Here is a 16718-nt window from a genome sequence, read left to right on the forward strand (position 1 = left end):
GAACGGCCAGGTGACCGGCGCCGCCGCGCGGGCGGTCGGCGGCCGGGTCGTGGCGGCCGGCACGGGTGCCCGCCGCTACCTCACCGCGGTGGTCGCGGACCTCACCGATCCGCTCGTGCCGGTGCTGCTCGTCGGGGCGGCGGCGAGCGCCGTCCTCGGCTCGACCACGGACGCCCTGCTCGTCTCCAGCGTGTCGCTGGCGAACGCGGCGATGAGCGGCGCTCAGCGCGCGCACGCCGAGGGAGTGCTGGCCAGGCTGATCGACCGCAACGTGCTGATGGCCCGCGTCGTGACCGGCGGCGACGAGGCGGAGACCCGCCGGGCCGACACGCTGCGGCCCGGCGACGTCATCGAGCTGAGCGCGCAGGACGTGGTGCCGGCGGACGCCCGGCTGCTGAGGGCCGACGCGCTGGAGGTGGACGAGGCGACGCTGACCGGGGAGTCCCTGCCGGTGACCAAGGGCATCGAGCCCACCCCGGCCGCCGAGGTCGGCGACCGCGACTGCATGGTCTACGAGGGGACGACGGTGCTCGCCGGCACCGCCCGGGCCGTCGTCGTCGCGACGGGGGAGGCCACCCTCGCGGGCCGCGCCGGCGTCGTGGCCGAGGCCCACACGGCCGGGCCCGTCGGCGTGCAGGCCAGGCTCGGCGAGCTGACCCGGCTGGCGCTGCCGGCGACCGGGCTGTCCGGGCTCGCGGTGGCGGCGCTCGGCTCGGTGCGGGGCTCGTCGGCGCGCTCGGCGCTCAGCTCCGGTGTCGCCCTCGCCGTCGCCGCGGTGCCCGAGGGTCTGCCGCTGGTCGCGACGGTCGCGCAGGTGGCCGCGGCCCGTCGGCTCGCGAAGCTCGGCGTGCTGGTGCGTTCCTCGCGGGTGGTTGAGGCGCTGGGTCGGGCCGACGTCGTCTGCTTCGACAAGACCGGCACGCTGACCGAGGGCCGACTGCTGCTGCGCGCGGCCGCCCTGCCCGACGCGGCTGGCCGGTGGCGGACGGTGCCCGTGGCCGCCCCGGGAACGGGCGACGCGACGAGCGGACCGGCCGGAACAAGCGAATCGAACGCGACGGCCGCGACGGCCGGGTCGAACGGGCTGAACGGAGCAGCCGCCCGAATGCTGGCGGTGGCGGCCGCGGCCTGCCCGCCGCGGGAGGGCCGGGTGCCGCACGCGACCGACCGGGCGGTGCTCGAAGCGGTCGTCGGGCGGCCCGAGCTGGCCCGGGCGCTGGTGGGTGAGCGGGCGGACGAGAGCCCGTTCGAGACCGCTCGGGGTTATGCGTCCACCCTGCTGCGCACGGCCGACGGGCCGGTGCTCGCGCTCAAGGGCGCGCCGGAGGTGGTGCTCGGCCTCGTCGAACTGGACGCGGTGCGGCTCGCGTCCGCTCGGGCCGCTGCCGGCCGGCTCGCCCGTCAGGGGCTGCGGGTGCTGGCGGTGGCCGAGTCGATTCCGGGAAGCCGGCCGGCGTCGGCCGTCGACCTGAGCTCGCTTCGCCTGCTGGGCTTCGTCGGCATCGCCGACAGCCCGCGTCCGTCCGCCGCGCTGGGGGTGCGCCGCCTGTTGGACGCCGGGCTGCGGGTCGTCATGGTCACCGGCGACCATCCCGAGACCGCCTCGGCGATCGCGCGGGAGGTCGGCGTCCCCGGCGCGGACCGGGTGGTGACGGGCGCGCGGCTCGACCGGCTCACCGACGATGGCTATGCCGCCCAGGTCGGCGCCGCCGCGGTGTTCGCCCGCATCTCACCGGAGCAGAAGGTGCGGCTGGTCACGACCCTGCAGCGGCTGGGGAAGGTGGTGGTGATGACGGGCGACGGCACGAACGACGCCGCCGCCATCCGGGCCGCCGACATCGGCGTCGCCGTGCGCGGCCGGGGTACCGCCGCCGCGACGGGCGCCGCCGACCTGCTGCTCACCGACGCCGAGGTCACCCGCCTGGCCGACGCCGTGCTGGCGGGCCGCAGGATGTGGCGCTCGGTGACCGACGCGGTGTCGGTGCTCGTCGGCGGTAACGCCGGGGAGATCGCCTTCACGCTGCTCGGGACGGCGATCGCCGGCGAGGCGCCGCTGCGCCCGCGCCAGCTGCTGCTGGTCAACCTGCTCACCGACATGGCGCCGGCCATGGCGCTCGCCGTGCGTTCGGGGGAGGAGCACGGACGGGGCGACCACGACGCCTCCCGGCCGGTCGAGAGGCCGATGGCGGCCCGAGACGGCGACAGCACCCGGGGAACGGATGGCGGTGGGCCTGACAGCGGCGGGTCTGGCGGCCGCGGCGGCGGAGATGGGGGCGGCGGCGAGGACGGTGGTGGCCGGGACGGCGCCGGTGGGACGCGCCGATCCGGTCGCGCCGATCCGGTCGCTGCCCTGCGCCGCCTCGCTCGGGCCGCCTGGCTCGCCGGCGCGTCCCTGTCGAACGGCACCGACTTCGGGCGGGCCCCGGCGGCCGAGGCGGACGCGGTCGCCGAGCGGTGGCTGTCCGGGCCGCTGCGCCGCATGCTGCTGGTCAGGGGCGCGACGACGACCGCGGGCGCGACGGCGGCCTGGCTGGTCGGCCGGTACAGCGGCACTCCGCGGCGCGCGTCGACGATGGGGCTGCTCGCGCTGGTCACGACCCAGCTCGGCCAGACGCTGATGCTGGCCGGCTGGGATCCTTTGGTGATCACCACCGCGCTCGCGAGCCTGCTGGTTCTGGCGGTGCTGGTCCAGACGCCACTGCTGTCCCAGCTCTTCGGCTGCCGTCCGGTCGGTCCCGCGGGCTGGACGGTGGTGCTCGCGTCGGCGACCCTCGCGACATCCGCGGCCTGGCTCTACGAACGCCGCCGTCGCCGCTCGCTCGGCCCGGTCGGCTCCGTCAGCCGCGTCGGCTCTGTCAGCCGCGTCGGCTCTGTCAGCCCGGTCGGCTCTGTCAGCCCGGCTGGTCGCGACGAGCCGGTCGCGCGCCGTGGCACGCCCAGGCCCTGGCCGACGGTGGCGTCCCAGAACGGTCGGGCCACCGCGTCCCAGAACGGTCGGGTGCCCAGCCTTACGCTGGCGTTGCCCGTGTTCGGGCGCTCGCTACCCGCCGGTCGGCCGTCCGCGCCCCGGCCGGGGCTGGCGCGGCCCGCGGCGGTCGCCGCCGGTGGCGGACAGGCCGCCGGCCGTGGCGGCCCGGCGAAACCGGCTCAGCGGGTGACGGGGCCGATGTAGCTGGCGGGATAGGCGTCGCGGCGCTGGTCGGCGACGGGGCCGCCCGGCCAGTCGACGCGTATCGGGTCGCGGTCGTCGGGCGGGGTGACCAGCAGGTAGCGCGCGTCGAAGGCCGGCATCGCCGCGGCAGGCGAGCCGTCGCCCGCCGGTGGCGTGGCGGCCGCCGCGGGCACGGCGAGGTAGGTGAGGACCGCCGCGGCGCCGTCGCCCGGCGGGACGCGCAGCGACGCGGGCATGACGGTCGTGCGGCGAGCCAGGTCGTAGGTGTCGCCCTGGGCGGTGACGAGCGTCGCGCCCGGGAAGCCGTACATCGCGCAGGTTCGCGTCGTGTTGTTGACGAAGGTGATGATGAGCCCGAACTGGGTCAGCCCCGGCGCGAGCGCCGTGAGCTGGGTCGGGCTGCCGAGCCGGGGCGTAAGTCCCGCGCCGGTGCACCGCGGCGCGTCGCCCGCGGCGGTATCACCGCGGCCGGTCGGGTTGGTGAGGTCCGCTGGGTCGAGGGTGGCGAACGGCTCTCCGGTCGCCTGAGCCGCGGCCGGCGGTGTCCTGGCCCAGGCCGTCGCGGGGGGCGGTGTCGCGCCGTCGTCCGTGGCCGAGGTCGTCGGGGCCGAGCCGGCGGCCGCCAGTGGCGAGGGCGTCGGCGCGGGGGACGTCGGCGTCGGGGACGGGACGTCGAAGCCTGCGGACGGGTCCGGCTGTGAGCAGCCGGCCGTGGCGCCCAACGCCACCGCGGCCACACACGCCGCCGTCGCGGCCCTCGCGACGTGGCGCCGCGCTCGAGCACTCCGCTGGTCCATCGCTGGCTCCCGGGCGTCCCGCGCGCCCCCCGGCGGGGCGCCTGGCCTGGGAGTATTCGGCACGACCGGGCGGCATTCCGGCGGGCGCGGCACCGAGGTCCGTGTGCGTGCGCGACCGGCCGCCAACACCCGCTCTCGGCATGTCCGGGCCAGTGCGTCCGCCGATGCGGCGTTCTGCCCGCGTGCCGGACACCGGCATCAGGTCCGGGTCCGGGTCGATGGTGTGACAAGGCGACCGCGGACGGCGTGGACCGGGGCATGAGGTGGGGGAGTGGGGTCAGCCAAGGATCCGGTCGAGGCCGGCCTCGAACTGGTCGGTGAGGTCGGCGTGCAGGTGGGGCGCGGCCGCCGCCAGCGCCGGGTAGCGGGAGCGCGGCGGGTTGACGGTCGGCATCGGCGCACCGACCCGGTCCGTCGCGATGTTCTCCGCCAGATGGCGCGCCTCCACCAGCGCGTGGCCGACGACGAAGAACAGCAGCGTCTGCCAGGTCACCGCCGCTTCCGCCTCCGTCCGGCCGATGGCGCGCAGCGTGCCGAAGGCATGCTCCATCCGGTCCCACCAGGAGCCGGTGCCCGGTGGCTGGCGCAGCACCGACGGCGCGAGCGTCGGGTAGCGCAGCAGCTGGCGGCGTAGCTGGCGCAGGTTGTCCCGCAGGTCCGCCGCCGGGTCGCCGGTCGCGGGTAGCGGCTCCTCGCCGCGGACCATCAGGTCGGCGAGCGCGTCGAGCAGCTCGTTCTTGTTCTGGAAGTGGCGGTAGATCGCGGTGGGGTCGACGCCGAGCCGGGCACCGAGGGCGCGCATCGACAGCGCGTTCACCCCGCCGATGTCGACGATCTCCAGGGCGCTGTCCAGCAGCACCCGCCGTGACAGCGTGCCGCGCGGCGTCCGCCGCCCTGCCGCGCTGACCGTCACCCGGCCGCTCGGCTCACCCGCGCCCGGGTCGCCGGTTCCCGGTTCGTCTGGCCCGGAGTCGTCCGGTTCGGAGTCGTCCGGTTCGAGCACGTCGTTCGACATCGCCATCCACCTCGGTTCCGTCGGTGCGCGCCGACGCGCCGCGATCACACGTCCGATCACACGTCCGATCACACGTCCGATCACACGTCCGATCACACGTCCGATCACACGTCCGATCACACGTCCGATCACATGCACTGTAGACAACGCCGTTGACGACGTCCCGGCGGCGCGCGTGGAGGATTTTCACCAACCTCACGAAACGGGAGAAGGCGCCACGTCATCCGGCGCGGTTCGGCCGATTGACGTACATCCGGGCGACCGAGGAGGAAGCTGGAAGGTAGGCGGGGTGGAGTAGGAATGGATCCGCGCCGCCACCGTTGAAGCAGACGAGGCCGAAGAAACAAGCGGGGTCGGGCCAGGCGCGGCGGCCAGGCACGGCCCGGCGGCGAGTGACGCGGGCCGACCGGACGGCGCGGTGCGGGCGGCCGGGCCGGCTGGCCCAGACCATTCGCCTGGACCGCGGCGACGGCGCTGTGTCCGTGCCGCGGCACCCGCTCCCTCGGTTCGCCCGGTGATGTCGCGGTTCCGGCGGGCGGCGGCCTCGCGGCAAGGCAGGACCGGGCAAGGCAGGACTATGCCGGCAGGCACCACCCGCTGGCAAGCCCGCGACGCGACAATGCGGTGATGGCCGAGGCCGTCACCCTGGCAGGACCATGACCGAAGGAGGTGCGACCATGCGCAACTGTTACGGCTGGAGAGTGACCATGCAGCGAGTGGGCGCCCCCGGAGGCGGTCAACACACCAGTGGGGAGGTCTCGGCCCATGCTCGACCCGAGTGAGCTTTACGAGATCCACGGTGAACTGCCCGACCTGGGGCGGCCGGTGATGCTCGAGGCGATGACCGGGGTCGTCGACTCCGGGAACGCGATTCGGCTCGCGAGCGAGCACCTGCTGACGACGCTGCAGCACGAGGTCGTCGCGACGTTCGACATCGACCTGCTGCTGGACTATCGCTCGCGGCGCCCGGCGATGACGTTCGTCGAGGACCACTGGGAGCACTACGAGGATCCAACGCTGGCCCTCTACGTGCTACGCGACCGCGCCGACACGCCGTTCCTGCTGCTCGCGGGCCCTGAGCCGGACCTGATGTGGAAGCGGTTCTCCACCGCCGTGCGCGAACTGACCCGACGGATGAACCTGCACCTGTCCGTCGGCCTGAACGCCATCCCGATGGCGGTGCCGCACACCCGCCCGACCGGGCTGATCGCGCACGCCACCCGCAAGGACCTGATCGCCGGCTACGAACCGTGGGTGCGCCAGGTCCAGGTGCCGGGCAGCGCGGGTCACCTGCTGGAGTATGAGTTCGGCCGGGAGGGGCGCGACGCGATGGGCCTGGCGGCCCTCGTCCCGCACTACCTGAACCAGACGGACTTCCCACAGGCGACCGAGGTGCTGCTGACGTCGGTCTCCAAGGCCACCGGGCTCATGCTGCCTCTGGACGGCCTGCAGTCCGCCGCCGAGGCGGTGCGCGGCGAGGTCGACCAGGAGCTCGCCAAGGGTGGGGAGATGGCGTCGCTCGTCAGCGCGCTGGAGGAGCAGTACGACGCCTACAAGCGCGGCAAGGACACCGGTAGCCTGCCGACCGTCAGTTCCGAGGACCTGCCGACCGCCGACGAGCTCGGCGCCGAGCTGGAGCGCTTTCTCGCCGAACAGTCCGAGACCGACGGCCCGACCGCACCCTGACACCTCGTCAGGGCCGGCGCGCCCGACTCGGCGCCAGCGCGAAGGACCCGTCGGTGGGGGAGCGGACTAGCGGAGGTTTTCGATGACCTCCGCGAAGGCGGCGAGCGTCGCGGGCGCCGAGAAGTCGGTGAACCAGGCGTAGGCACGGTCCACGCCACGGGCGGCGAGTCCTTCGAAGTAGGCCACCAGCTCGGCCGGGGTGCCGGTGACGAGGCCGCCACCGGCACCCATCCGGCCGAACCGGCGCTGGGCGAGCGCGGTGATCTCGTCGCGTCGGGCCGGCGGCGCGTCGGGCGGGATGACCGTCACCAGCTGCTGGACGGAGACACGGGCCTTGCCGGCGTGGGCACGCAGCTCGTCGAGCTGGTCCAGCCGGCCGATCTGGATGTTCCACCAGTCGGCGTACTCGGCGACGAGCGCCAGCGTGCGCGGGCCGGTGCCGCCAATGGTGATCGGGATCGGCCGGGTCGGGACCGGCAGCGCGGTGGCCTCGCGCAGCGTGACGTGTTCGCCCTGGTAGCTGACGCGCTCGCCACTCCAGAGCAGGCGCAGGACGGCAAGCGTCTCGGCCAGCCGCTCGACGCGGGTCCGCGGGGTCGCGTCGCCCACTCCGTACTGCTCGAGCTCCGCTGGTACGGAACCCCAGCCGATGCCGAGCTCGAAGCGCCCGTCGCTGGCATGGTCCAGCGTGACAGCCTGCTTCGCGAGCAGGACCGGATGACGGAACATGTCGCAGAGCACCAGGTGGCCGACCGTCAGCCGTTCGGTCTTCGCCGCCACCCAGGTCGCCGCCGTCATCGCCTCGAACATCGGCGTCTGGGCCGCCATGGGCGGCGCGAGGTGGTCCATCAGCGCGATGCCCGCGAACCCCGCCTGCTCGGCGCCGCGTGCCCGCTCGACGATCTCGGGCATCGTCATCCGCATCTGCGGCAAGTACAGGTGGAACTCCATCCCCGCCTCCTCAGCCGGCCCTGCCGCCGCGTCGCCGCGTCGCCGCACGGCCCACCCGTCCGCGCCACGACGGCCGCCCGCCGCCGGCTGGTACCAAAGGCACGAAACCATGGCAGGTGTGGCCCGCGCCACCGACAGTTGGAAATATTGAAGCGAGGGGATGGGCGCGGGAAACCGGGTGGCGCGGGGACGGGCCGGACCGGACCCGCCGGGTGACCGCCAGGCCGCCCGCGCGCCCACCCCGCGCCTGGGTATCCAGAGGCTCAGGGGCCTGAACACGATGGGGTGGGGCGGATGAGCACGGATGTTGCGCCGTTCAAGGTCGCGGTTCCCGAGGAGGATCTCGTCGATTTACGGCGCCGGCTGGCGGTGGCCCGCTGGCCGGAGAAGGAGGCGGTGGGCGACTGGAGCCAGGGTGTGCCGCTGGAGTGGCTGCGCGACCTGTGTTCCTACTGGGGCGACGGCTACGACTGGCGGCGCTGCGAGGACCGGCTGAACGCCCACGACCAGTTCGTCACCACGATCGACGGCCTGGACGTCCACTTCCTGCACGTGCGCTCGCCCAACCCGGACGCGCTGCCGCTGCTGCTCACCCACGGCTGGCCTGGCTCGGTCCTCGAGTTCCTCGACGTGATCGGCCCACTCACCGACCCGGCCGCGCATGGCGGCGACCTGGCGGACGCCTTCCACCTCGTCGTGCCGTCGCTGCCGGGATATGGCTTCTCCGGCCGCCCGGCCGCCGCCGGCTGGGGGGTACCGCGCATCGCCGCCGCCTGGGCGACGCTGATGGCCCGGCTCGGCTACGACCGGTACGGGGCTCAGGGCGGCGACTGGGGTTCGGCGGTGACGATCGGGCTCACCGCGGCTGACCCGGACCACCTCGCCGGCATCCACCTCAACTTCGTGATGACCGGCCCGGGGGGCGACCTCAGCGAGCTGACGGACGAGGAACAGGACGCCCTCACCGCGATGGCCGAGTTCCTGGAATGGGGCTCCGGCTACTCGGCTTTGCAGTCGACCCGCCCGCAGACGCTCGGCTACGCCCTCGCGGACTCGCCCGTCGGCCAGTGCGCCTGGATCGCCGAGAAGTTCCACGCCTGGACCGATCACGACGGCGACCCGTACACGGCGCTGAGCCGTGACCAGATGCTCGATGACATCTCGCTGTACTGGCTGACGGCGACCGCGGCCTCGTCGGCGCGGCTGTACTGGGAGTCGGGCCTGTCGCGGCCCAGCCGTGCGTCCGGCCTGGCCGGCGGCCTCGATGTGCGCGTGCCCGCAGGCATCTCGGTCTTCCCAAGGGAGATCATCCGGTTGTCGCGGCGCTGGGTCGAGCCCAGCTTCTCCGACCTGCGCTTCTACGAGCGGGCCGACCGGGGCGGCCACTTCGCCGCCTACGAGCAGCCCGCCGTCTTCGCCGACCAGGTCCGCCGCGCCTTCCGCACGATGCGCTAGCCGGGGGAACGCAGGCCGAGGGGCAGAAGGAGGCCGTCTGGGCTGTCAGCCCTTGGCGGTGGCACCGGCGTCGACGGGGAGTGCGACGCCGGTGATGTAGCGGGCCTCGTCGGAGGCGAGGAACAGGACGGCGTTGGCGACGTCGACGGCCTCGATCAGCGGGACCGGCATGAGGTGCAGCCCGCCGAGGACGGCGGCGGCGTCGTCGATGGTCGGGTTCGCCAGGTCGGGGCGCAGCATCCGGCGCAGCGACTCGTTGTCGACCATCGGCGTGCGGACGTTGCCGGGGTGGACGCTGTTGACGCGGATGAGCTGGCCGGCGAGCTCGTTGGCCAGCGATCGCATCAGGCCGACGAGGCCGTGCTTGGCGGAGACGTAGGCCGCCATCCAGCCCTGGCCCTTCAGGCCGAGCATCGAGCTGGTCAGGATGATCGAGCCGCCGCGCCCGCCGGCGACGAGGTGCGGGATCGCCACCTTGGCGGTGAGGAAGCAGCCGGTGAGGTCGATGTCGAGCAGCGTGCGCCAGGCGTGCGCGTCGAGCGTCTCCGTCGCGGCGCCGCCACCGGAGATACCGGCGTTGGCGACGACGACGTCGAGGCGGCCGAACTCGGCGACCCCGGCGTCGACGGCCGTCCGCAGCGCGTCCTCGTCGCGGACGTCCGCGACCGCGGTGACGATCCGCCGGCCGAGCTTCTCCACCAGCGCGACCGTCTCGGCCAGATCCGCCGCGGTCGCCATCGGGTAGTCGACGGTGTCGACGTCGGCGCACAGGTCGACGCCGATGATGTCGGCGCCCTCCTGCGCGAGCCGGACCGCGTGCGCCCGCCCCTGCCCCCGTGCCACCCCGGTGATGAACGCGACCTTGCCTTCGACCCGCCCGGCCATGTCGAACCTCCCGATGCCCTCGTCTTGATGTTTGTCGCACCATGACGGGCTGGCGCGCGAGGGGTTGGGCCGAAGTGCCTTTCACCGATGGCGGCGCCCTGACCGATCGGGGGCGTCGCCGGCCCGTGTCAGTCGGTCCAGCCGGTCAGGTCCAGGCTCCGGGCGTGTTCGAGGCGGAAGCCGAACTCGATCGCGCGCTGGGCGCCGGGCTTGAGGTCGACGGTCCAGGTGAGCTGGCCGAGGTCGGTGCGCTCGTCGACGGTGGGCGAGCTCAGGAAGTCCTTGACGGTGATGCCCTCGTGGCGGGAGACCGGAATCTGGTCGCGAACGGTCACCCGCGCCGGGCGTGGGGTGTGGTTCGTCAGGGTGATCACGTAGCCGACGTCGGTGCGCCGCAGGTTGCCGACGACCTTGCGGCTGGTGGCGCGGCTGACCAGCTCGCGTTCCACCAGCAGCCGGTCGTCGACGCCGAGCTGCAGCTCCACCTCGGCGCCCGGCGGCACCAGCTCGACGGTGCTGGTCCCGACGAAGTCGGCGTCGTGGAAGACCGAGACCGGCCCGGGCAGCAGGGTGTGCGCCGAGGTGTTCGTGACGGTGGCGCGCAGGTAGGCCTCGGGGGCGAGCTTGGGCACGGTCAGGTAGTCGAGCTGAGCCTCCAGCTCCAGGACGGCCAGGGTGGTGCGGTGTGGTCGCCCGTCGGCCGGCACCGCCACCGGCCGGGCCGGCCGGTAGGTCGCCGCGGTTCCGGACGTGTCGATGGTGGCCACCGCGTGCTCGACCGGCGGCGGCGGGGCCGACGCCCCCGGAGCCTTCGCCCGCGCCGCGGCCGGGACCGGCGCCATCTGGGCGGCCGCGTCGGCGGCGCCGTAGCCGGCACCGCCCGCGGCCAGGGCGAACTGCATCACCTGGGGCCGCGCGACGTCGACGTACCACGGGTCCAGCTCGGGCAGGCCACTGGCGCGGCCCGGCCGGGCGGTCGACAGCCTCAGGTCGCCGGCGGGCCAGTCCTCGCCGCTGTGCTGGCGCACCATGCCGAACCACGTCAGCGTGACCACGCCGTCGACCAGCCGCGCGTCGTACCGCGCCGACCATGAGGCGCCGCCGACCAGGTAGGAGATCTCCAGCTCGACGTCGACCCTGCCCTCGGCGGCGCCGGGACCACCCGTCGGCTCCAGCGCCACGACAACCTGCCTCGTGTCGGGCAGGCGCACGCCGCGGCGGGCCTCCAGGGCGCGCCGGGCAGCGTCGATCAGCTTCTGGACGTCCTCCTGCTCGTCGGTGATCGCGCGCAGTCGGGCGTGCACGTCCGCCAGCTGCGCGGCCAGTGCACCGGCGGCCTCGGCCAACCGCCGCTCCTCGCCGCTGGGCGGTGTCGTCCCATCCTCCGCGGGGCTGGCGCTCCATGACGGCGCACCCCAGCCCCGGGCGAGCGCGGCGGCGCCGTTGCGGGCGGCGACGTCCAGGAACCTGCGGCGCGCCTGCTCGATCTCCTGGTCGTCGGCCAGCTCGCGGGCGCGCCGCCGCAGCCGGTCGACCTCGTCCGTCAGCTCCACCAGCCGCGGGTCCACCGTCACCGCACGGGACTCGACGACGACGTCCACACCGAGCACGCGCACCGCGCCGCGCCCGGACACCCGCACCGAGTCCGCGTCCAGCTCCATCGGCAGGCCGCCGAGCGTCACCGCGACCTCCGGCGCGACGTCGCCCATGCCCTCGGGGCGGGGCGGCAGCGTCACGGTCCCACGGCGGGTGACCCGGGCCTGCCGCGGGTAGACGACGACCGCCGTGATCGGAGCGTCCAGTGTCAGCGTCGTCGCGGCTGGAGCAACCATGCTGATCACCCTAGCGGCCTGGTCCGACAATTCGGCACGACCCGTTACTGGCGGGGCAGCTCGTGGCGGGCGAAGAAGTCCCAGATGGCGGCGGTGGCGTCGAGGCCGCTCGCCGGCGCGTCCGCCCCCGGGTGACCCTTCTGGCCGCCGGGCCAGGCGTGGCCGCCGCCGTCGATCGTGTCGAGGACGACCTCGGTGCCCTCGGCGCACGGCGCGTACGTGGCCCGGGTGACGGTGCCGTCGCGCCGCTCGACGGGGGTGACCGGGCAGCCGTCACGCCCGACCCAGAACCCGACCGAGTCCGCCACCGACCGGTCGACCCGGCCGCTCTCGGTCGGGAACCGCTTGTCCCCGCCGGAGCCGGTGCCGCCGTCGTAGGGGACGTTCTGGTCGGCGGTGCCGTGGATCGCCAGCAGCGGCACCGGCCGGCTCGGCGCGCAGCCGTCGTAGTCGAGGGCGCCGGACACCGGGGCGATCGCGGCGAACCGGTCGGCGAGCGCGCAGCCCAGCCGATAGGTGAACATCGCTCCGTTCGAGAACCCGGTGGCGTACACCCGACGGGTGTCGAGCGGGTAGTGCGCCGCGATGTCGTCGAGCATGGCGGCGATGAACCCGACGTCGTCGACGTCGTTCTGGGCGGCCTGCCCACAGCACCAGCCCGCGTTCCAGGTCAGCAGCCGGTCCGCGCGCCGGCCGGTCCCGTTCGGGCTCGCGACCAGGAAGCCCTTTTGGTCCGCCAGGTCGAAGAAGCCGGTCTGCCCCTCGACGTTGCCGCTGTTGCCGCCGCCGCCGTGCAGCTCGACGACGAGTGGCCGCGGGGTCGTCCCGGTGCCCGGCGGCACGTGGATCTCGTAGGAACGCCTCAGCTCGCCGACCGTCAGCGTGTGGGTGACGGTCCCGGCGGGCGGCGCGGTCCCCGCCGGCGGCTGCGAGGCGGCGGGAGCCGGCCGGTCCCGCGGCCCGCAGGCCGTAAGGGCCACCGCCCCCACCAGCGTCACGCCCGCCAGCGCCGTCGTCCTGAGCGCCCGAGGCAACCCCGCTCGTCGCATCTGTCCCCTTGCCTCCGCCGGCCGGACTCTGCCCTCCCTGACAGGCAGCACCTTCGCAGAGGCGGTCCAACATGCCGTAAGCGTCGCGTAAGACAAATGTCAGCGCCGCGGCCCGGGGACCGCGGGCGGCTGGGCGGTCAACGGCCGGAGGCTGGTCGGCGGCGCCCGGTCAGCCGTGCGAGACGATGAACGCGACGCCCCAGCCGATCGCCGCGAGTACCGCGGCGAAGCACAGGCCCGCGGCGACCCTCTCGGCCCCCGCCCGCGCGGTTCGGGGCCGCGCGTAGTCGCCGCCGCCCAGGCCCGGTGCGACCGGCGCGATCAGCGCGGCCTCGGGGACAGAGACCGGGGCGGCGGCCCCGGCGCGCCGCTCGGAGAGGCTCAGCGCGCGCAGCCCGACGGCGAACACCGCCGGCAGGCCGGCGCCGCACAGCAGCCCGATGACGACGATCTTCCACAGGGCGTCCAGGTCGATCCAGGACGTCATCGGCGTTCCTCCGTCATGGTGACCCGTCCCGTCACCCGGGCGGGTTCATCGGGTCCGGTCAGCGCCGCGCCCATGGCTAGGCCGCGACCGAGGTTTTGGCGGTCGGGGAGGCCGCCTTGGCTCCGTCCGCGGCCGGGTCGACCGGTTCCTCGTGGATGTCGTGGTGGCCGACGGGGGAGCGCCGGGACAGCACGAACAGCGCGCCGGCGCCGGCGACGAGGACCGCGAAACCGGCGACGACGCCCGCCGTGCCGCCGATGCCGTGGACCACGGCGTAGCCACCCGCGCCGACGAGCCCGGCGGCCGGCAGCGTGAGCAGCCAGGCGGTGACCATCCGGCGGGCAATGCCCCAGCGGACCCGCCCGTCCCGGCTGCCCAGTCCGCTGCCGAGAATCGACCCGGACGCGACGTGCGTCGTCGACAGCGAGTAGCCGAAGTGGCTGGAGAGCAGGATGGTCGCGGCGGAGGACGAGTCTGCCGCGAGGCCCTGCGGCGGTTCGATGGTCACGAGTCCTCGACCGAGTGTCCGGATGATGCGCCAGCCGCCGCAGTAGGTACCCAGGGAGAGCGCCATGGCGCACGCGATGATCACCCAGGTGGGCGCCTTCGAGCCCGTGGCGAGGGAACCGTTGGCGATCAGAGCCAGCGTGATGATGCCCATCGTCTTCTGGGCGTCGTTGGTGCCGTGCGCGAGCGACATCATCGACGCCGCCCCGACCTGGCCGAGGCGTAGCCCGCGGTCTCGAGTCTCCTGACGGACGCCCCGGCTGATCCGGATGACGAGGAAGGTGCCAACCCCCGCGATCAGTACGGCGATGGCTGGGGAGAGCACGGCCGGAATCACGACCTTCTGCACGAGACCGTGCCATTTGACCGCGTCTGTGCCGGCCGCCGCCAACGCCGAGCCGATCACTCCACCGATGAGCGCGTGGGACGAGCTGGACGGGATGCCCAGGTACCAGGTGGCCAGATTCCAGACGATCCCACCGGCCAGCCCGGCGAAGACCACGGGCAGTGTGATCAGGTGTGTATTGACCAGCCCGCTCGCGATCGTCGCCGCGACGGACAGGGACAGGAATGCCCCCGCCAGGTTGAGCAGCGCCGCAAGCGCGACTGCGGCCTTGGGGCGTAGCGCCCTGGTTGCGATCGAGGCCGCCATCGCGTTTGCCGTGTCATGGAAGCCGTTGGTGAAGTCAAAGGCCAAAGCTGTGACGACGACCAGGATCAGCGCGGTTTCACCCACAAAACCGTTGTAGCTGGCGCCTTGGGTGGAGACGACGGTCGCACCCGATGTCCGTGACATCTTCCGTCGACTGTCATTTTTCGTTCATGAAAAGTTCATCATCGCGCCGGACCGCTATCGTCGTGTCACAGAAAGATGACCGATCGATGTCTGTCGACTGACGCAAGCATGACCGACTCGCGCGATCCATCGTGGGCCGGGCCGCAGGGCTCGGCGACGTGTGTCCCGTGGCGGACAGGAGCATGCTCCACGGGACGGCCCGAGGAAGATGTTGTGGGGGCAATTAGTTGGCGCGGATGGTGACGTGAGGCGCGACCAGGCGGCCGCCGTCCCGAGGCGAGCATCGGAGTGACCATGAGCAGCGACCCGTCGACGGCGACGACCATTCCAGCCCCCCGCGACCTGCCCGCCCTGGCGGCGGCGCGGTCCGCGCTGCGCGAGAGGTATCTGTTGCCGGCCGAGCAGCGGCCGGCGTCGTCCGCCCGGGGGGTACACCACACCGCGCTGATCAGCCGCGACGTCGAGGCGACGATCAGGTTCTACCAGGGCGTCCTGGAGTTCCCGCTCACCGAGCTCATCGAGAACCGTGACTACCCAGGGTCGTCGCATTTCTTCTTCGACATCGGCAACGGCAACCTGCTGGCGTTCTTCGACTTCCCCGGCCTCGACCTGGGCCCGTACGCCGAGGTGCTCGGCGGCCTGCACCACGTCGCGATCTCGGTCGTGCCGGAGCGCTGGGAGCACCTGGTCGCCAGGCTGGCGGAGGCGGGCGTCGAGCATGTCGTCCACTCGAAGGTCTCGGTCTACTTCCGCGACCCCGACGGGGCCCGCCTGGAGCTGATCGCCGACCCGCTCGGCGAGATGTACGGCACCAAGGTGCTCTGACGGTCTCGCGCCGGTGTGCGCGATCGACGAGTCGGCAAGGGACCAGTCAGGGCGGCGCGGCGCAGTGCTCGGCCCGGGTGGCGTCGTCGACGCTGGTCAGGACGTGGCTGGCAGCGGGGCCGGGTGCCGGTAGGGAGGCGAGCGTGACCGCGGTAGAGCCGGTTCGGGGTGAGGTCGTCACGTTCCTGGAGATGACCAGCCTGGATCAGCTGCGGGCCGGGCGGGTCGTCCCTCGGCTCACGCTGGTGGGCACCGACGATGAGGCGCTGGTCCGGGAGACGATCGTGCGGGTCGGCACGCCCTACCGTTGGCCGAGCGCCACCTGGTCGGACCTGGCCTGGGCCGACTGGTTCGCGGACCCCCGCCGCCAGAGCTTCCTGCTGCGCGCCGACGGCGACATCGCCGGAGTCCTCGAGACAACGGTGCATCCGCCCCACGAGGTGGAGATCGTCTCCTTCGGCCTCGTACCCGAGCACGTCGGCACCGGCATCGGTGGCCACGCGCTCACGCTCGCCGTCCGCCTCGCCTGGAACCTCGGGCATCCAACGCTGGACGAGGTCCAACGCGTCTGGCTACACACGTCGACCCTCGACCACCCGAACGCCCTCGCCAACTACCGGGCCCGCGGCTTCCGCCCCTACCGCACCCAGACCCGCGGCCACGCCCCGCCCCCATCCGGCCATTCCGCATGACAGCGGAGAACACCCGGGTATGAACTGACCGCGGACTCAACCGTCGAGCAGGTCGTCGACAAGCTTGCGCATCGCGGCGCCGGAGCGGGCGCCGACGATCGAGGCGACCTCCTCGCCGCCGCGGAGGACCTTGAAGGTCGGCATCGCCAGGATCCCGTACGCGCGGGCGGTCTCGGGCTCCTCGTCGCAGTTCAGGGAGACGACGGTGAGCCGGCCGGCATAGTCTGCGGCGAGCTTCTCCAGGATGGGAGTCATCATCCGGCAGGGCGGGCACCAGACCGCCCAGAAGTCGACCAGGACGGGGAGCGGGCTCGCCAGCACGACCTCGGCGAAGGTCGCGTCGGTGACGGTCGCGACGGTGCCCGAGACGGGCGGGTGCGCGACGGCGACGCCACCGACGGTCCGGGGCGCCCCACCGTGGATCGATGTCATGACTGATTGCCTCTTTTCTCAGAGTAGGTCTTCAGCTGGGACTGGGTCTGCTCGGAGGACAGAGCACAGGCCGGCGCCGCCGCCGGGACGGGCACGGCGCGTGCGGCGTGCACCGACGGCGGTGCGGCGGGCGCTCG

14 protein-coding genes are annotated in these 16718 nt (G+C 73.6%); 5 read left to right on the top strand and 9 right to left on the bottom strand.

The window, feature by feature from the left end; translation table 11 throughout:
- A partial coding sequence (locus FRCN3DRAFT_RS44065; protein WP_007519294.1) for an HAD-IC family P-type ATPase occupies positions 1 to 3172 on the top strand: 3172 nt, incomplete at its 5' end.
- On the opposite strand, the gene FRCN3DRAFT_RS49390 is transcribed toward FRCN3DRAFT_RS44065, so the two are convergent.
- Positions 3148 to 3909 carry a DUF4232 domain-containing protein gene (locus tag FRCN3DRAFT_RS49390; RefSeq protein ID WP_051466234.1) on the bottom strand — a complete coding sequence of 254 codons (762 nt, stop codon included), beginning with the start codon at positions 3907 to 3909 and terminating at the stop codon, positions 3148 to 3150. The genes FRCN3DRAFT_RS44065 and FRCN3DRAFT_RS49390 overlap by 25 nt on opposite strands.
- A gap of 337 nt (positions 3910 to 4246) precedes the next feature.
- Positions 4247 to 4984 carry a TetR/AcrR family transcriptional regulator gene (locus FRCN3DRAFT_RS44075; protein ID WP_007519297.1) on the bottom strand — a complete coding sequence of 246 codons (738 nt, stop codon included), beginning with the start codon at positions 4982 to 4984 and terminating at the stop codon, positions 4247 to 4249.
- A gap of 765 nt (positions 4985 to 5749) precedes the next feature.
- On the opposite strand from FRCN3DRAFT_RS44075, the gene FRCN3DRAFT_RS0211785 reads away from it, so the two are divergent.
- Complete coding sequence (locus FRCN3DRAFT_RS0211785; protein ID WP_007519299.1) at positions 5750 to 6670, top strand: PAC2 family protein; 921 nt, start codon at positions 5750 to 5752, stop codon at positions 6668 to 6670.
- Between the two features lie 66 nt (positions 6671 to 6736).
- Here FRCN3DRAFT_RS0211785 and FRCN3DRAFT_RS0211790 read toward each other — a convergent pair whose 3' ends face one another.
- Positions 6737 to 7621, bottom strand: a complete 885-nt coding sequence (locus FRCN3DRAFT_RS0211790; RefSeq protein ID WP_007519301.1) for an LLM class flavin-dependent oxidoreductase — start codon at positions 7619 to 7621, stop codon at positions 6737 to 6739.
- Positions 7622 to 7915: 294 nt separating this feature from the next.
- On the opposite strand from FRCN3DRAFT_RS0211790, the gene FRCN3DRAFT_RS0211795 reads away from it, so the two are divergent.
- Entirely contained in the window at positions 7916 to 9076 is a 1161-nt protein-coding gene (locus FRCN3DRAFT_RS0211795; protein WP_007519303.1) for an epoxide hydrolase family protein, read from the top strand.
- Positions 9077 to 9121: 45 nt separating this feature from the next.
- Here the strand turns inward: FRCN3DRAFT_RS0211795 and FRCN3DRAFT_RS0211800 are convergent, their stop codons facing one another.
- The 5 genes from FRCN3DRAFT_RS0211800 to FRCN3DRAFT_RS0211820 form a co-directional block, all read right to left on the bottom strand.
- On the bottom strand, positions 9122 to 9961 hold the full coding sequence (locus tag FRCN3DRAFT_RS0211800; RefSeq protein WP_007519305.1) for a mycofactocin-coupled SDR family oxidoreductase: 840 nt from the start codon (positions 9959 to 9961) through the stop codon (positions 9122 to 9124).
- A gap of 128 nt (positions 9962 to 10089) precedes the next feature.
- A complete protein-coding gene (locus tag FRCN3DRAFT_RS0211805; protein WP_007519307.1) occupies positions 10090 to 11793 on the bottom strand; it encodes a DUF4139 domain-containing protein in 1704 nt (567 codons plus the stop codon).
- 44 nt (positions 11794 to 11837) lie between these two features.
- Positions 11838 to 12842, bottom strand: coding sequence for a CE1 family esterase (locus tag FRCN3DRAFT_RS0211810; RefSeq protein WP_007519308.1), 1005 nt, complete (start codon positions 12840 to 12842; stop codon positions 11838 to 11840).
- Positions 12843 to 13011: 169 nt separating this feature from the next.
- Positions 13012 to 13329, bottom strand: coding sequence for a hypothetical protein (locus tag FRCN3DRAFT_RS0211815; protein WP_007519310.1), 318 nt, complete (start codon positions 13327 to 13329; stop codon positions 13012 to 13014).
- A 76-nt stretch (positions 13330 to 13405) separates the two neighbouring features.
- Complete coding sequence (locus FRCN3DRAFT_RS0211820; RefSeq protein WP_035927530.1) at positions 13406 to 14572, bottom strand: inorganic phosphate transporter; 1167 nt, start codon at positions 14570 to 14572, stop codon at positions 13406 to 13408.
- Positions 14573 to 14926: 354 nt separating this feature from the next.
- Between FRCN3DRAFT_RS0211820 and FRCN3DRAFT_RS0211825 the strand changes: the two genes are divergently transcribed.
- Positions 14927 to 15457 (top strand): VOC family protein, encoded by a 531-nt coding sequence (locus FRCN3DRAFT_RS0211825; RefSeq protein WP_007519314.1) that lies wholly within the window; start codon positions 14927 to 14929, stop codon positions 15455 to 15457.
- A 143-nt stretch (positions 15458 to 15600) separates the two neighbouring features.
- Complete coding sequence (locus FRCN3DRAFT_RS0211830; protein ID WP_007519316.1) at positions 15601 to 16149, top strand: GNAT family N-acetyltransferase; 549 nt, start codon at positions 15601 to 15603, stop codon at positions 16147 to 16149.
- Positions 16150 to 16185: 36 nt separating this feature from the next.
- Here FRCN3DRAFT_RS0211830 and trxA read toward each other — a convergent pair whose 3' ends face one another.
- Positions 16186 to 16581 carry a thioredoxin gene (trxA, locus tag FRCN3DRAFT_RS0211835; RefSeq protein ID WP_007519317.1) on the bottom strand — a complete coding sequence of 132 codons (396 nt, stop codon included), beginning with the start codon at positions 16579 to 16581 and terminating at the stop codon, positions 16186 to 16188.
- Positions 16582 to 16718: the final 137 nt, after the last annotated feature.

The sequence above is a fragment of the Pseudofrankia saprophytica genome (assembly GCF_000235425.2).
GTDB lineage: Bacteria > Actinomycetota > Actinomycetes > Frankiales > Frankiaceae > Pseudofrankia > Pseudofrankia saprophytica.

Excerpts from the sequence above, each read along its gene's own strand:
- FRCN3DRAFT_RS44075 (WP_007519297.1), bottom strand. The coding sequence starts at position 4,984 with ATGTCGAACGACGTGCTCGAACCGGACGACTCCGAACCGGACGACTCC.
- FRCN3DRAFT_RS0211785 (WP_007519299.1), top strand. The coding sequence starts at position 5,750 with ATGCTCGACCCGAGTGAGCTTTACGAGATCCACGGTGAACTGCCCGAC.
- FRCN3DRAFT_RS0211790 (WP_007519301.1), bottom strand. The coding sequence starts at position 7,621 with ATGGAGTTCCACCTGTACTTGCCGCAGATGCGGATGACGATGCCCGAG.
- FRCN3DRAFT_RS0211795 (WP_007519303.1), top strand. The coding sequence starts at position 7,916 with ATGAGCACGGATGTTGCGCCGTTCAAGGTCGCGGTTCCCGAGGAGGAT.
- FRCN3DRAFT_RS0211800 (WP_007519305.1), bottom strand. The coding sequence starts at position 9,961 with ATGGCCGGGCGGGTCGAAGGCAAGGTCGCGTTCATCACCGGGGTGGCA.
- FRCN3DRAFT_RS0211805 (WP_007519307.1), bottom strand. The coding sequence starts at position 11,793 with ATGGTTGCTCCAGCCGCGACGACGCTGACACTGGACGCTCCGATCACG.
- FRCN3DRAFT_RS0211810 (WP_007519308.1), bottom strand. The coding sequence starts at position 12,842 with ATGCGACGAGCGGGGTTGCCTCGGGCGCTCAGGACGACGGCGCTGGCG.
- FRCN3DRAFT_RS0211815 (WP_007519310.1), bottom strand. The coding sequence starts at position 13,329 with ATGACGTCCTGGATCGACCTGGACGCCCTGTGGAAGATCGTCGTCATC.
- FRCN3DRAFT_RS0211825 (WP_007519314.1), top strand. The coding sequence starts at position 14,927 with ATGAGCAGCGACCCGTCGACGGCGACGACCATTCCAGCCCCCCGCGAC.
- trxA (WP_007519317.1), bottom strand. The coding sequence starts at position 16,581 with ATGACATCGATCCACGGTGGGGCGCCCCGGACCGTCGGTGGCGTCGCC.